Source organism: Ruegeria sp. AF7 (assembly GCF_056541885.1).
Genome location: NZ_JBQFYX010000004.1, coordinates 249,651 through 264,781, shown reverse-complemented (window position 1 = coordinate 264,781; position 15,131 = coordinate 249,651). Strand labels below are relative to the sequence as shown.

Genomic DNA, 15,131 nt, shown 5'->3' with positions numbered 1-15,131 from the left:
TCCCTTAGCGAAACCGCCTAAACCTCAACCTCAGATGCCCACCGTCTCTCCGGCGCGTCTCAACCGTCTTTCCAGTCCGTCAGGCCAACCTCAGTTGCGCCGGTGAAGGGGGTTCTAAGTATTACTCTCAAAACCCGCAAGCGGAAAATGACGTTATTGATCTTTTTTTTGAATTTTCTTTTATAAATACGATATTTCAATGACTTACACGTTATAGAAATTGACCACCACCCTTCTGTTCGGATGCTGTTGGGCATGATCTGACTGGCAAGCCCCGTAAAACAAAATGGGCCGCCACAAGATATAGAGACTTCGCGATTTCAAGATACAAGTCAGGGCGACTCGAAACGGGAAAACGAGTCGGAACTGCGGCCAGAATCCGGTCAAAATCCTCTCACCACCGCCAGACGCCTTATACTGCGGGTCGCTCCCTGCCGTGATGTGGACGGAACAGGCACGATGTCTGCTATTGAACACCCTGTCTTGCGCATCCCCTAAAGATGCGGTCAGGTTCCACCAATTCACTCTTCGATCCGAAAGCAGATCAGCAATGGCGCGCAATGTTCAGTTTCCTTTGGTCAGAACCGTCGGATTTGACGGCGCGCTGGTGACCTTTGCAGATAGGATGACCGACACCGCGAACCGGGCAGCGCTGGCGTTTCGGTCTGAAGTCGATCGTCTGCACTGGGATGAGGTGACCGAGTCGTCAGCCTCCCTGGGCTCGGCCTTTGTTCGGTTCGACACGCAGCGCATCTCTCATCAGAAAATGCTGCAAAAGCTTCGGGATCTGGTTGACCAGAAAGACTGGTACACTACACCCCTGCCCGCAGGTCGCAGGTTGTGGCGCGTTCCGACAGTTTACGGGACCGACCTTGCCCCCCAGCTTGACGATGCCGCCGCTGCTGCCGGCCTGTCGCCGGAAGAAGCAATACGTCGGCTTGGACAGTCCCGCGTGCGGGTTCTGACCATCGGCTTCGCTCCGGGGCAGCCTTATCTTGGGCCTCTGGGACCCGAATTCAACATTCCCCGGCTGCAAAGCCTGACCCCCATGGTGCCGGAAGGGGCTTTGGTTCTGGCGATCTCGCAATTTGTTCTGTTTTCCGGGCCGACGCCAACCGGGTGGCGGCATATCGGGCAGACCGCCTTTCGGTGTTTCCGTCCCGAAAGGGTCGAGGCCTTTACCCTTAGACCTGGCGATGAACTGTTGTTCGAGCCCGTTTCCCGCGACGTTCTGGAACACATCAGAGCCAACAACGAGGACGGCACCGGCGGCGCAACCTGTGAGGAGATTGCGCCATGAGCCTGATCGTCCACCGGATTGGCCCGGCCTGCACCATTCAGGATCAGGGGCGCACAGGTTTTCTGGATCAGGGGCTGTCCCGATCAGGGGCCGCGGATATTCTGGCCTTGCACGAAGGGGCGGCGTTGCTGGATCAAAGCCCTAACCTTGCGGCGCTGGAGATGGCCGGGATGGGGGGCGAGTTCGAGGCGACGCATAACACGCGCATCGCCCTGACTGGCGCACGAATGCAGGCCAGCATTGATGGCAGCCCTGTGGCCTGGAACGCCTCGCACCAACTGAGCGCCGGGCAAAGGCTGGTCATCGGGGCGACGCTGGCTGGAAACTACGGCTATCTGCATCTGGGCGGCGGCATCGATGCCAAGATTTTTCTGGGGTCCCGCTCTACCCATCTGACAGCGCGGATTGGCCGGGCGTTACAGCAGGGTGACAGGCTGACCTGTGGACCGGATGCAGGCAACAGCGGGATGAAACTGGCTGCTGCCGAGCGGTTTTCGGGCGGGGTGCTGCATGTGGTTGCCAGTTTTCAGACATCTTTGTTTGACGGCGCGACGCTTGAACGGTTTGCCCAAACCAATTTCCGGCGCGGCGCACGCGCCAACCGGATGGGCATGCAGGTGGACAGCGACGGTGACGGCTTTGCCGCCTCGGGCCAGCTGAATATCCTGTCCGAGGTGATCACCCCCGGCGATATCCAGATGACCGGCACTGGCGATCCGTTCATCCTGTTGCCGGAATGTCAGACCACGGGCGGGTACCCTCGTATCGCGACCGTTCTGCCATGCGATATGTCCCGCGCGGCACAGACACCCGCAGGCGGCGACATCCGGTTCGAATTTGTCAGCATGGAACAGGCTGAAGAAATGCATAAAACGTTCCTGTCAGACCTTGCGCGCCTGCCCTCAAAAGTCGAGGCACTGGTGCGTGATCCCCATGACATACCGGACCTGTTGTCCTACCAATTGATCGGCGGAGTGATCTCTGCCACCGACTAAGGAGATGTGCCAATGCCAAGCGTCGATCTGAATGCCGATTTGGGGGAAAGTTTTGGCCCCTGGAAAATGGGCGATGACGAAAGCCTGCTGAAAATCATCACCTCGGCCAACATCGCTTGTGGGTTTCATGCCGGTGATCCGGATGTAATGGCATCGACGATGAAATTGGCGGCCGAAAATGACGTAGGCATCGGCGCGCATCCCGGCTTTCCCGATTTACAGGGGTTTGGTCGGCGGAACATGAAGTTGCCCCATGACAACCTGCGCAATCTGGTCCGGTATCAGCTGGGGGCCGCAATCGGCATGGCCACCGCAGTTGGTACCAAGGTACGGCACCTGAAACTGCACGGGGCGCTGGCCAATATGTGTTCAGCCGATATCAATATGGCGCGCGCCTGTTATCAGGGTGCATTGGATGTTGATCCCGATATCATCGTCATGGTGCTGGCCGCGACAAAACAGGAAGAGGCCGTGCGTGAACTCGGGTGCAATTGGGTGGGCGAGATTTTTGCCGACCGTGCCTATAACGACGACGGAACATTGGTCGACCGCAGCCTGCCCGGCGCCGTCATCCACGATGCCGAGATCGCAGGCCCGCGCATCCTGAACATGGTCCGCGAAGGTGCGATCACCACCGAAAGCGGCAAGCGACTGGAAACATCCATCGACACGATCTGCCTGCATGGAGACGGCCCGACCGCGGTTCAAATCGCCCGCTCAGTTCGCGACAACCTGATCGGGGACGGTGTCGAGGTGACGAAATTCACCCGCTGAACATCATGCGTTAACGTCGGCAACCCAATTTCACGACTGTTGCCCGTACAGGTCTCAGCGCCTAGCATGACGGGCAAGCACATGTTCTGAAACCTACAATTTCAAGCGATAGCTCGCCTCGGTTGGGGTGTCGCGCAAGGAGGTAGTCGAATGTCCTTTGATCTGATGTCCTATCAACCCCGAGGCGACAAGAAGAACTCGGACTTCTTTGCGGAATACCTGCCGAAAATCTACGAGCGCCGGACAAGCTCGGGAATTGCCGATCAGGTCGGGCCAATGCGCGCGATCTGTATGCAGGTCGAAACCGGCGCGCTGTTCGATACGCTGGTCGAACTTTACGTGATGACACCCTATCGCCACACTGCCAGCTATCTGGGGCAGACCCACAAATTTTCGGTCCTGCATTCGCATCCCGATTATCCCGCGCTGATCGTGATGGCCCCGCTCAGCCCCGGTTTCGAAGACTTCATCCCCCGCATCAATCGCATGTACCCGCTGGCCCGCAATACGCCGCAAACGCGGTATGTTGGCGAGGTTTTCGGCGCCAGCGATCTGAAGGCGCTGACCGGGACGCTTGAGGATCAGAATATCCGCTTCGAATATGCCGGAGACACAGAAAACCCGTTCTACACATTGGACGGCTTCCGCTTTACGACCCCGTCGGATTTCACCTGCAACCGGGTCGGGTATTCGACCCACGACTTTAACGACACAGACGGCCTCGGCCTTGGTGATCGCGTGTTATTGAGCGACGCGGAACAAGCGCGGCTGGATCAGGCAGCCGCGTTCGGATCGGACAGCAAAATCGCGCCTTTGATGCTGGGCATCGATCATCTGGCGACCCGCGTGCTGGCGGGTGAGCGCGAGGATGCGATCCTCGAATTCCTGACCATGGTGCCCTACTATTTCTGGGGGGCCTACAATATCTTCGACATGAACTCGTCCACCAATGTGAACCGCAACGCCAATGTGGACGATGACAAGAAATCTCCGGCCAAGGTTTTCACCGCCAACAACACGCCGTCCTTCGTCAACTCATTCGCCAAGCTGCCGATGCCGACCGAGGATTTTGTGCGCAATTTTGGCCGCCGCCTGCATCACATGGCCGTCGAGATCAAGGATGGCGACCATGGCGCCGGGGAAAAGAACGTCGACTTTGTCGTGAACACGCTGAAGGACAAGGGCGTGCCGTTCCTGGCCCATGTGGTGGGCGAATGCAAAGACGACCCGAACCTGAAACAGATCTTCTCGAAACACTCGCAGAATACGCTTCTGATCACCGAATATATCGAGCGGTGTCACAAGTATGACGGGTTCTTCACCAAGGACAATGTCGCCGCCCTGACCGCCGCCGCGGGACAGGACGAGCAATATCAGCACGGTCACGTCTTCGATTAAAAAAGGGCCGCGGATGACCGCAGCCCAGACCCAACAGGAGAGATTATGCCGGACCTTATGATGGCCCGATCATGAAACAGGTGACATTGCGGGCTTGCAGACGACGACACGCCAGATCGGCCTGTTCCCGCGTCATGCCCTGGAATGTCGCATCAAATCCGCGCGAGCTCTGACTGACCTTGCGCAGACTGCCATCCAGCGTGGTCATTTCCGACAGCGCCGTTTTCAGCAGGATCTTCTCGGCCTCATATCGTGTGGTGTAGCGGCCCACATTGACCCCCCACAGATGCCCACCGGACGAGGACAGGCGGGTAATCACTTCCTGCTCGGGCTCTGGAGGGCTGGCGGGCTCGGTCGAGGCCAGCACCAGATTGTCCGGGCGCAATGCCGGGCGGGTGTCGGACGTTTCAACCGGCGGGGCGGTTGGAGCAATATCCGCTTCGGCAATCGCTGCGGCAATGCCGCTGCTGATACGGTCGCTGTTCTGGTCCGCCACGACCGTGACCGCACTGGCAACCTGTGTTGTGGCACTCGGGCGCCCAAGCGGGCGCAGGCTGGATTTCGGTGCTCCGCTCAACGCTGCGACCTGGGTATCGCCCCCCAACCCGACATTGCCCGCATAGACCGGGCGCTCAGGTTTGCGGATAGGTGCACGAGACGGGGCACGGCGAAACCCCAGATCCAGCAGTTCCGCAACTTTGGCATTCCGCGACGCCCCGGATTTACCGCCAAAGACAGTCGCGATGATACGCTCATCCTTGCGTTTGGCCGACGCCACCAGATTGAACCCCGCCGCACGTGTGTATCCGGTCTTGATTCCGTCGGCACCCTTATAGGCCGCTAGCAGGCGGCGGTTGGTGTTGGGAACCGTCTTGATACCGGCATCCGTCGATTGGCGCGAGAACAGGTTATAATACTGCGGGTAGTCATACAGCAGATGCCGTCCCAGCGTGGTCATGTCGCGCGCGCTGGACAGGTGCCCTGACTCGGTCAGACCATGCGCATTCTTGAAGGTCGTGCGGCTCATCCCCATCGCTTTGGCGGTTCGGGTCATACGGCGGGCAAAGGCCGCTTCCGAGCCACTGATGGCAATGCCGATCGCCGTGGCGGCGTCGTTAGCCGATTTTACCGCAGCGGCGCGGATCAGATAGCGGAACGCAATCGTCTGGCCCGCGCGCAGGCCCAGCTTCGACGGGGGCTCGGCTGCTGCCTTCTGGGTAATCCGAACGGGTGTATCCAGTGTGATCTCGCCGTTTCGCACCGCCTCAAACGCGATATAGAGCGTCATCATCTTGGTCAGCGAGGCCGGGTGCAGCCGCGCATCCGCATTTCGGGAATGCAGCACCTCGCCAGTTCGGGCGTCAATCACCATAGCTGCATAAGGCGCCGCCATTGACCTGAGCGGCGCAAACGCCAGCACACATAGCAACGCTATAAGGAAAAAGCCCATTCGGGCCGGAACTGTCCGCCGAATCTGCACGATCTTTGCCTCTGTCTGCCTCGCGCCGCCGGGTTTTCCCGGTCAGCAAAATTTATTTTATTGTGCCCAAGGCTATCACAGCGACCCAATGAAATAAACCGAAAGCTGAGGTTTTCGCAGTTTCGATTTGCTTCTGGACTGAGGCTATATCTTGCGAAATTCCCCCTCAGAACCACCAAATGCGCGAAAAAGGCGAAACTGCGTCAGGATGCGGCAGGGTTAATGTGAAACTGAGGCGAAAAGGCAACATCACTTCAGGTTGCCCAGCAGATCGGTCAGATCGCCCAAATCTCTCAACTCGCGGAATCGGGGGCTGTCGACAGGGGCTTCGGCATGTTCCACCTCCCAGACCAGACCGTGGGGCACGTAGACACCCCAGCACCCGGCCTGAATCGGGGCAACGACATCTGACCGCATGGAATTGCCGACCATCATTGCGGCAGTCGGGCCATCACCATGACGGTCGAATACGAACCGATAGGTTTCGGGGGTCTTTTCGGAAACGATTTCCACACCATCGAACAGATCACCCAGCCCGGACTGGGCCAGTTTGCGCTCCTGGTCGATCAGATCACCCTTGGTGATCAGAATGACCCGATACGCATCGGCAACGCCTTCGACGGCCTCGCGGGCATGGGGTAACAGCTCTATCGGATGGGCCAGCATCTCTTGCCCCGCTTCGATCAGCTGCCGGATGACCCAGGCCGGAACGCGGCTTTCGGTAACTTCGATCGCCGTCTCAATCATCGACAGGACAAATCCCTTGATGCCATACCCATAGTGCTGAATGTTGCGCTTTTCAGCCGCAAGAAGTCGCTCCATCAGGTGATCACGATTGGCATGATCGGCCAAGAGTTCAGCAAAACGAGCCTGCGTCAGCTGAAAAAACCGTTCGTTATGCCAAAGGGTGTCGTCTGCATCGAACCCGATTGTCGTCAGCTTGGTCGTCATCCTGTTTACGTCCGCTTGCTCTTTTCACCAGCCATGCACACGTTATATAAGCGCCAAGATAAACCCCAAACCTGAATCGGACAGTTGCACACGATGCTTGAATTGACCTGGATGATGTCTGACAAGCCGGACGACGACAGTGACGCGTCCGTCCTTGTACAGACACGCCCAAAAACCAAGCGTCCACCATTGTACAAGGTCCTGTTGCTGAACGACGACTATACACCGATGGAGTTTGTGGTGCATGTGCTTGAACGTTTCTTCGGCATGACCCATGCGCAGGCGTTCGAGATCATGCTGACCGTTCACAAGAAAGGCGTGGCCGTTGTCGGGGTTTTCAGCCACGAGATCGCCGAGACCAAAGTTGGACAGGTGATGGACTTTGCCCGCAGGCACCAGCACCCTTTGCAATGCACAATGGAACGCGAAGAGTAAGGCCTTTGGCCTGACGCGCGCGCCTCTCTCAGCCGGAATTGCCCATGTCCCCTCGTCTGGAACTTGCCCTGCAAAACGGCCTGACGCTGTCCCCCCCTCTTAGCGTGATCTGCCCCACGCCCGACCATGATCTGTCTGCGCTGGCGGGCGGCGCACAAGTTGTGCAGCCCTTCAAACCCTTTCACGACCATTTCGCCGCGCAGGGTTTTGAAACGGTGCCCGACGCAGATGGCCCCTGTCAGGACGCCATTGTCTTTCTGCCCCGCGCCAAGGCACTGGCCCGGTCGCTCATTCATCAGGCCTGTGCGCGGGCGAGCGGCCTGATTGTCATCGACGGTGCCAAGACCGATGGTGTGGACAGCATATTGAAGGATGTGCGCAAGCGGGTTCCGGTCGAGGGACCGCTTTCCAAAGCACATGGCAAGATTTTCTGGTTTCAGGCCGATGATCAGGCTTTTGCAGACTGGGCCACGCCGAAACATCAGATGGTTGACGGATACCACACAGCACCGGGTGTGTTTTCAGCCGACGGCATTGATCCTGCCTCGGCCCTGCTGCTGAAGACTCTGCCTGACCGGCTTGGTCCCTGCGTGGCCGATCTGGGTGCGGGATGGGGGTATCTGTCTGCGGAAATCCTGAAGCGCTGCGGGATAACCTCGCTGCATCTGGTCGAAGCAGACCATGCAGCCCTGACCTGCGCGCGGCTTAACGTCACCCAATCCCAGGCGCATTTCCACTGGAGCGATGCCGTATCCTGGGCCGCTCCGGAACCTATCGATACCGTTGTGATGAACCCGCCATTTCACACGTCACGCAGCGCGGATCCCGCCTTGGGGCAAGGGTTCATAGCCTCTGCTGCCCGCAATCTGACACGCAACGGAACCCTTTGGATGGTCGCCAACCGGCACCTTCCCTACGAAGCTACACTGAACGAACATTTCGCTCAGGTCGGTGAAATTGCCGGCGACAACCGGTTCAAGGTATTCCAGGCCTCTCGCCCTCGGCGTTAAGGCCCGTTAACCTGCGCCCCAATTCAGGAGGATTCGGATGTCCTTTTCCATCGCTGGCAAGACAGCAATCGTTACGGGCGGGGCCAGTGGCATCGGCCTGGCCATCGGGCGGCATTTCGCGGATGCGGGCGCAAATGTCATGTTTGCCGACATAGATGAAAAACGCCTGATCGACGAGCTTGGAGAACAGGCCGAAGGCAGCAATATCCGGTACTTTGCGGGCGATCTGCGGGAAAAGCTGACCATAGCCAACCTGTTATCTGCGACGCTGGATGCGTTCGATCAGGTGGATATTCTGGTCAACGGCGCACGGCAGGTGATCCCGTCTGATCCGCTGGATCCGGATGACGATTCGATGCGCACCCTACTGAACCAGAACCTGATGCCCGCCTTGCGGCTCAGCCAGTTGGTCGCAAATCGCATGATCAAACAGGCCGACGGCGATGTCGAAAACCCGGCGGGGACGATCATCAACCTGTCCTCGATCGCGGCCCGGCGGACCCACCCCGATCTGATGGCCTATTCCGTTTCGACCGCTGCACTGGATCAGCTGACCCGGTCCCTTGCGGTTGCGCTGGCTCCGAAACGGATCCGCGTCAACTCGATCGCGCTGGGTTCGGTCATGAGCGCATCGCTACAATCGACCCTCAAGGACAATCGCGACTACCGCGTCGATATCGAAAAGCACACGCCCCTGGCCCGCATCGCCTCGGCCACGGAACTGACGGAAACCGCGCAATATCTTGCGTCTGATGCAGCTGGTTTCGTCACCGGGCAGATCCTGACAATCGATGGTGGCCGTACCCTGCTTGACCCGGTCGCAGCCCCTGCACATTAAGACCCATGTTCGAAACAGAAAAATCTACCGCCTCCGCCTGGTTTCGCCAATTGCGCGATGACATCGTTGCAGCGTTCGAAGCCCTTGAAGACAGCCACACCGACGGGCCGTTTGCCGATGCCGCACCCGGTCGGTTCGAGGTCAAGGAAACCAAACGCCAGTCGAACGATGGGTCAGACGCGGGCGGCGGGCTGATGTCGGTCATGCGCGGCGGGCGTGTGTTTGAAAAGGTCGGTGTCAATGTCTCGACTGTCTACGGCACGCTGGGCGAACGTGCGCAACAAGCGATGGCGGCGCGCAAAGGCATCCCCGGAATGACCGAAGACCCGCGCTTCTGGGCGTCGGGTATCAGCCTTGTGGCCCATATGCAGAACCCCCATGCCCCGGCGGTCCACATGAATACACGCATGTTCTGGACACCCCATGCCTGGTGGTTCGGTGGCGGCTCGGACCTCAACCCCTGCATCGAGTATGACGAGGACACCGCGCATTTCCATGCCACGCAAAAGGCGCATCTGGACCCGCACGGACCCGCCCATTACCCGCGCCTCAAGGAATGGGCTGACGAGTATTTCTATATCCCTCACCGCAAACGCGCGCGTGGCGTCGGCGGGATCTTCATGGACGACTATTGCACCGGTGACTGGCAGGCGGATTTTGCCCTGACACAGGATATTGGCAGGGCCTTTCTGCCCGCCTTCCTTCCCTTGGTTGAAAAGCGCCGCGTTCAGAACTTCTCAGAAGCGGACAAGACCACCCAACTGGTGCATCGCGGCCTTTATGCGGAATACAACCTAGTCTATGACCGGGGCACAAAATTCGGTCTGGAAACCGGGCATGACCCGGATGCCGTTCTGATGAGCCTGCCTCCGATGGCAAAATGGGTCTGACGATCAGAACGGGTCCGTGATGAAATTGTCGTAGCAATAGTTCTGCGCCGACACCGCCGACATGTTTGCTCCGACTTTCTTGACCGTGATCGAATAGCCGGGTTTCGTATCGGCCCCCGGCGGCGGGGTCATGGAAAACTGCACCGTTCGCACGCCGGGCTCATACGCCCGCCAGATATAGATCTTCTGCGAGTTCGGAACACCCAGTGTGCGAATGGCATAATCTCCGATCCCGCACCAATAATTGACCGGCGCGGATGAACCGACAGCCTTCACCTCGTAAACGCCGTTCGGCAAGGGCGTGATCTCGGTACGGAACTGCGGCCGGACTGACAGGCCGAACCCCACCGCCCCAGCCACCGCTGGCGCTAAAACAAGTGTGGCAGTGATGAATGGCTTGAGAAAACGCATGATCCAGATATCCCGAAACAATGGCACCAATACCGATAGCATAACCACGACACCCTGCGAGTAAAGTGGGGCACACCAGCTGCGCCGGCACAGTTATCCGGGGAAATTCCACTATTCATATCGCCGGAAACAAGTACACTACCCGAAAGAATTAATAACGCATCAAACTGTCGGCAGTTCCGTTGAACAAGAGTTTTCCAAAAGACTGGTTCGATTTCCCACCCGAGAAATATGCGGATCTGGGGGCGATGTTCTATCTCGCGGGTCTGACAAAAACGCACCAGAAACGTAACCTTGCGCAAGTTCTTTATGCGTTCGAAACCCCGTTCCGTCTGGGCCAATACCAGATCTTCAGGCAGAATGGCTTTCCCCGCGGATTTGTCACTTTTGCCGGTCTCAGCCCCGAGGCCGAGTATCGCTATGCGGTGAAAGAAAATCCGCTGATGGACAAGGATTTTACCAGCGGGTCCTCCTTCTGGATCATCGACCTTGTCGCGCCGTTTGGACAGACCAGCCAGATTGTTGATATCCTCAAGCAAGAGATCCCGCATCCGCGCGTGCGCACCAACCGAATGGACAGCGACATGACACGCAACCGGATTGTCGAATGGACGCGGGACGATGCAGGCGAGGTTCATATGCGCCTGTACCGAAAGAAGGAATTTGAGCGGATGCTGCAACAAGGCGAGGTCTAGTTGGTTTCAGTTCCGATCACAGGTGAATTGACCGGCAACGTGACCGGGTCCCCACCCAATGTGGCGATGGGGCAACCCACGCTGAACAACGGAAACTTTACACCGCTCACCCAAACCTGGACAATTGCGACACCCCCTGCCAACGGTACAGCCACGATCGACCCAAATACCGGTGAGTGGACCTATACGGTCGATCCGACGTATTTCGACAGCCTCGACAATGGTGAAGTTGTCTTTGATTCCTTCTTCATCAGTGTCTCGGGAACAACGCAAGCCGGTCCGATTACACTTCCGTTTACCGGCTCTCCGGACCCGGTAGAGGTGGTCATCCGGATCGAAGGCGTGTGTTTCGTAGCCGGAACCCTGATCGAGGCCGAAAACGGCCCCCGCGCCATCGAGACCCTGAAGGTCGGGGACAAGGTGGCGACAGCCGATCACGGGTTGCAACCCATTCGCTGGATCGAAAGCAGCACGATCCCACCCGACCGATTACGCGACGAACCCGCAATGTGGCCCGTTCGCATCTCGGCAGGCAGTCTGGGACCCAACACACCCTCGCGGGATCTTCTGGTGTCTCAGCAGCACCGTATTCTGGTGAAAGGCCCCCGCGTCGAACTGCTTTTCGGAACCACCGAAGCGCTGGTTGCCGCCAAGCACCTGTGCAGATGGCCCGGAATAGGGCTCGATACCTCGGTTGAAACGGTCGAGTATCTGCACATCCTGCTGGATCGGCACGAAATCCTCTCGGCGGATGGGGCACAGGCAGAAAGCCTGTTTCTGGGGGAAGAGGCGCTACATACCCTTTCATCCGACGCGCTTCAGGAACTGGCCGCAATATTTCCCGACCGTCCCTCCTCCGGCCATCAGGGGTTTGGGCGCGCCGCGCGCCTTATCCTGCTGGAACACGAAGCCCGTGCACTTGCCTGAGGTCAGGTGCCAGTCCCGATACGGCCACCGACATTCTGCGGGGCCAGCGCAACCGTCTTGATCACGGCATGGCATGTGCTGCCGGGCTGCAAATTCAACGCCGCAACTGACCGTCGCGTGACCCGCGCCAGAACAGTCCCAGCCAGTGTCCTGACTGACACGATCGCTCCGGGACCTTCACCCGACCGGATCGAGTCGACCGTCCCGCTGAGCACGTTCAATGCCGACAGACCCTCGGGCTTTTGGACGGACAGGATCACCTCTTGCGCCGGAATGCGAATTCGCAGATGCGCGCCAACCTCCTGCCCGATACGTGGCAGAAACAGACGCGCGCCATTTGCGTTCAGCTCGGTCAACCCGTCAGCGTGGTGCTGGTGCACCTGCACTTCCAACACGGCCCCGACCGCGCGCACACCTGCGGGCGCCACGGACGGATCGGACAGAACCTCGGACGCGGGGCCATGGCGGACGACCCTGCCATCCTGCAAAGCGACAACCGATGTGGCCAGACGGGCCACCTCGTCGGCTGAGTGGGTCACATACAGGATCGGGACAGACACCTCATCCCTGAGACGCTCGAAATAGGGCAGGATCTCCGCCTTGCGGGCCTCGTCCAGCGCCGCAAGCGGTTCATCTGCAAGGATCAGTCGCGGGCTGGCCAGCAACGCCCTGCCTATCGACACGCGCTGTTTCTCGCCCCCTGACAACCCGGCTGGACGGCGGTTCAGAAGGTGGCCGATCCCCAGCATCTCGATGACTTTTTCCGGGTCTTCACGCCGCGCGCTTTTGGGGGCGAACCAGCGGCCATAGGCAAGGTTCTGGCGAACGGTCAGATGCGGGAACAACCGCCCTTCCTGAAAGATATAGCCCAGCCGCCGCCGGTGCGGCGGCAGCCAGTGCCCGCGTTCGGTGTCAATCAACACCCAGTCATCCACGGCCACCCTGCCCGCGCGCGGTCGCAGCAATCCGGCCACCGCGTTGACAATCGTGGTCTTGCCCGACCCGGAACGCCCGAACAGCACAGTCACACCGGGTGGCGCGTCAAAACTGACCTCCAGATCGATCCCCGGTAGCTGATGATGCAAGCGAACGGACAGGCTCATGATCCGGCCACCCGCGCTGCGGCGCGCCGTCCCACATATTCCGACAGCAGTAACGCGCCCATGGCGATGACGATCGAGATCAGGACCAGCCGCGTTGCAGCAGCCTCGCCCCCCGGCACCTGCAAAAAGGCGTAAACAGCCGATGGCAATGTCTGCGTCTGTCCCGGAATATTCGACACGAATGTAATCGTCGCCCCAAACTCACCCATGGCCTTTGCAAAGGCCAGAATGGCCCCGGCGATGACACCCGGCAGGATCATCGGCAAGGTCACGGTCAGAAACACCATAAGCCGCGACGCCCCCAGCGTCGCCCCCGCCTGTTCCAGCTTCGGGTCCACCGCCTCGATCGACAGACGTATCGCCCGGACCATCAGCGGAAAGGCCATGATACCAGCGGCCAGCGCGGCTCCAGTCCAGCGAAAGGCAACCACAATGCCGAACTCGGCCAAAAACCGCCCCAACGGTCCCTGAACGCCGAAGGTCAGCAACAGCAGATACCCCGTCACAACCGGCGGCAGGATCAAAGGCAAATGCACCAGACCATTCAGAACCTGCCGCCCGGGGAACCGCCAGCGGGCCAGAATGTAGGCCACGAAAATCCCGACCGGCAAGGTCGCCAGCGTCGCCCAGAATGACACGCGCAGCGACAGCTTCAGCGCTTCGACTTCAGCGGGGCCCAACCACTCCAACGCGATCACCCGCCCGGCAAGGAAAATCCCTGCTCCTGAAAAATAGCCAAAGCCGCATCGCTGTGCAGATGATCCAGAAAAGCCCGCGCCGCACCCGTGGCATTACCTGTCATCGCCGCCGGATAGATGATCGGAGGGTGCAGGTCGGTCGGAAAACTGGCCACAACACTGACCCGCTGTTCCGCCTGCGCATCCGATCGATAGACGATCCCCAGAGGCGCAGCACCCGTTGCCACAAGGGCCAGCGCAGCGCGCACATTGTCGGTTTGTGCCACACGGTCCTGCACCGCCTCCCACTGGTTCAACCCCTGCAAAGCCGCTTTGCCGTAGATACCGGCGGGCACCGCATCGACCAGCGCCATGGCCAGAAAGCCTTCGCCCAGTTCGGCCCTGAGGTCATGAACCACCCGAATGTCACCCAGATCAGGACGCCCCGCAGCGCCGATCAGAACCAGACTGTTGCTCAGCAAATCCGACCGTGTCCCTGGCTGCAACAAGCCCTGCTGTTCCAGATAATCCATCCATTCGGCATTGGCCGAGATGAAAATGTCCGCAGGCGCACCCTGCTGAATCTGCCGCGCCAGAACCGAAGACGCCGCGTAAGACACGGTGACATCCTGCCCCGTCCGCTCTGTGTATTCCGTTGCGAGTTCGTCCAAAGCGGTCTTGAGGCTGGCCGCGGCGAAAACCAAAACCCCTTCTGCCCCGGCCCGGACCGGAGCCAGCACAAATGCGCCAAGGACCAGTGCCACCATCCAGATACGGCAGGCGAAAGGTAGGATCATGTGTGCTCCCGACCGGAAAGTTGCAGTCTCTTCGGGCATATCGGAGGCCATAGGGCGCTTGCAAGCGCCTTTGATCTTTTCCAGACCACACGCCTGAAGCCCACGCAGACCTGCCTCATAAGCCCATGCTCACCGAAGCTGGCGTTGTTGGGGGCGGCATTTCTATCCGCAACCCATCGCGGAATAAAAATCTCACAGACCCTCTTGCGCCCGCCCGCTGGCTTGGCTACATGCAGCGTCACGGGTGATTAGCTCAGTTGGTAGAGCGCTTCGTTTACACCGAAGATGTCGGGAGTTCGAGTCTCTCATCACCCACCATCCTTTCACAATACCGAACGACCACACGTGGCATCCGCCGCCAGTTACCGATTGCAACCGGTTGCAAGTTTGTAGCGATGGTGCATAATAAATCTCTGATGCAAAACACCTTGATATCTCTGACCATCAACG

Annotated in this window: 16 protein-coding genes and 1 tRNA gene; 11 read left to right on the top strand and 6 right to left on the bottom strand. The window is 59.1% G+C overall.

What is annotated here, in order from left to right:
- The first annotated feature begins 550 nt into the window (after positions 1–550).
- The 4 genes from ACR0AP_RS11270 (at position 551) to ACR0AP_RS11255 (ending at position 4,467) form a co-directional block, all read left to right on the top strand.
- Positions 551–1,300: a 5-oxoprolinase subunit B family protein gene (locus tag ACR0AP_RS11270; protein ID WP_480506814.1), complete on the top strand. Its 750-nt coding sequence runs from the start codon at positions 551–553 to the stop codon at positions 1,298–1,300.
- A complete protein-coding gene (locus ACR0AP_RS11265) occupies positions 1,297–2,295 on the top strand; it encodes a 5-oxoprolinase subunit C family protein (RefSeq protein ID WP_480506813.1) in 999 nt (332 codons plus the stop codon). Before ACR0AP_RS11270 ends, ACR0AP_RS11265 begins: the two co-directional genes overlap by 4 nt.
- A gap of 12 nt (positions 2,296–2,307) precedes the next feature.
- Positions 2,308–3,069: a LamB/YcsF family protein gene (locus tag ACR0AP_RS11260; protein WP_480506812.1), complete on the top strand. Its 762-nt coding sequence runs from the start codon at positions 2,308–2,310 to the stop codon at positions 3,067–3,069.
- Between the two features lie 150 nt (positions 3,070–3,219).
- Positions 3,220–4,467 carry a hypothetical protein gene (locus ACR0AP_RS11255; RefSeq protein WP_480506811.1) on the top strand — a complete coding sequence of 416 codons (1,248 nt, stop codon included), beginning with the start codon at positions 3,220–3,222 and terminating at the stop codon, positions 4,465–4,467.
- Positions 4,468–4,522: 55 nt separating this feature from the next.
- On the opposite strand, the gene ACR0AP_RS11250 is transcribed toward ACR0AP_RS11255, so the two are convergent.
- Both ACR0AP_RS11250 and ACR0AP_RS11245 read right to left on the bottom strand, forming a co-directional pair.
- A complete protein-coding gene (locus ACR0AP_RS11250) occupies positions 4,523–5,917 on the bottom strand; it encodes a D-alanyl-D-alanine carboxypeptidase family protein (protein WP_480506810.1) in 1,395 nt (464 codons plus the stop codon).
- 279 nt (positions 5,918–6,196) lie between these two features.
- Entirely contained in the window at positions 6,197–6,898 is a 702-nt protein-coding gene (locus ACR0AP_RS11245; RefSeq protein ID WP_209507825.1) for an HAD family hydrolase, read from the bottom strand.
- Between the two features lie 93 nt (positions 6,899–6,991).
- Between ACR0AP_RS11245 and clpS the strand changes: the two genes are divergently transcribed.
- The 4 genes from clpS to hemF are packed head-to-tail and all read left to right on the top strand — an operon-like array spanning position 6,992 to position 10,071.
- Positions 6,992–7,333 carry an ATP-dependent Clp protease adapter ClpS gene (clpS, locus tag ACR0AP_RS11240; RefSeq protein WP_209507827.1) on the top strand — a complete coding sequence of 114 codons (342 nt, stop codon included), beginning with the start codon at positions 6,992–6,994 and terminating at the stop codon, positions 7,331–7,333.
- 44 nt (positions 7,334–7,377) lie between these two features.
- A complete protein-coding gene (locus ACR0AP_RS11235) occupies positions 7,378–8,343 on the top strand; it encodes a class I SAM-dependent methyltransferase (protein ID WP_480506809.1) in 966 nt (321 codons plus the stop codon).
- Between the two features lie 37 nt (positions 8,344–8,380).
- A complete protein-coding gene (locus ACR0AP_RS11230; protein ID WP_480483341.1) occupies positions 8,381–9,181 on the top strand; it encodes an SDR family NAD(P)-dependent oxidoreductase in 801 nt (266 codons plus the stop codon).
- A gap of 5 nt (positions 9,182–9,186) precedes the next feature.
- A complete protein-coding gene (hemF, locus tag ACR0AP_RS11225; protein ID WP_480483339.1) occupies positions 9,187–10,071 on the top strand; it encodes an oxygen-dependent coproporphyrinogen oxidase in 885 nt (294 codons plus the stop codon).
- 3 nt (positions 10,072–10,074) lie between these two features.
- Here the strand turns inward: hemF and ACR0AP_RS11220 are convergent, their stop codons facing one another.
- Positions 10,075–10,524 (bottom strand): hypothetical protein, encoded by a 450-nt coding sequence (locus ACR0AP_RS11220; protein WP_480506808.1) that lies wholly within the window; start codon positions 10,522–10,524, stop codon positions 10,075–10,077.
- Positions 10,525–10,664: 140 nt separating this feature from the next.
- Here ACR0AP_RS11220 and ACR0AP_RS11215 point away from each other — a divergent pair, with 140 nt between their 5' ends.
- Together ACR0AP_RS11215 and ACR0AP_RS11210 are read left to right on the top strand one after the other, a co-directional pair.
- Positions 10,665–11,177 carry a toxin-activating lysine-acyltransferase gene (locus ACR0AP_RS11215; RefSeq protein ID WP_480506807.1) on the top strand — a complete coding sequence of 171 codons (513 nt, stop codon included), beginning with the start codon at positions 10,665–10,667 and terminating at the stop codon, positions 11,175–11,177.
- Between the two features lie 39 nt (positions 11,178–11,216).
- Positions 11,217–12,104 (top strand): Hint domain-containing protein, encoded by an 888-nt coding sequence (locus ACR0AP_RS11210; protein WP_480506806.1) that lies wholly within the window; start codon positions 11,217–11,219, stop codon positions 12,102–12,104.
- A 2-nt stretch (positions 12,105–12,106) separates the two neighbouring features.
- Here ACR0AP_RS11210 and modC read toward each other — a convergent pair whose 3' ends face one another.
- Genes modC through modA form a run of 3 tightly spaced genes read right to left on the bottom strand, consistent with a single transcriptional unit; the run spans position 12,107 to position 14,681 of the window.
- Entirely contained in the window at positions 12,107–13,207 is a 1,101-nt protein-coding gene (gene modC, locus ACR0AP_RS11205; RefSeq protein WP_480506805.1) for a molybdenum ABC transporter ATP-binding protein, read from the bottom strand.
- The gene (modB, locus tag ACR0AP_RS11200; protein ID WP_480506804.1) at positions 13,204–13,896 is read right to left on the bottom strand and encodes a molybdate ABC transporter permease subunit; all 693 of its coding nucleotides are present in this window, start codon (positions 13,894–13,896) and stop codon (positions 13,204–13,206) included. Before modB ends, modC begins: the two co-directional genes overlap by 4 nt.
- Before the next feature lie 5 nt (positions 13,897–13,901).
- The gene (modA, locus tag ACR0AP_RS11195) at positions 13,902–14,681 is read right to left on the bottom strand and encodes a molybdate ABC transporter substrate-binding protein (RefSeq protein WP_480506803.1); all 780 of its coding nucleotides are present in this window, start codon (positions 14,679–14,681) and stop codon (positions 13,902–13,904) included.
- A 242-nt stretch (positions 14,682–14,923) separates the two neighbouring features.
- Between modA and ACR0AP_RS11190 the strand changes: the two genes are divergently transcribed.
- A tRNA-Val gene (locus ACR0AP_RS11190) sits at positions 14,924–14,999 on the top strand.
- Positions 15,000–15,131 lie beyond the last annotated feature (132 nt).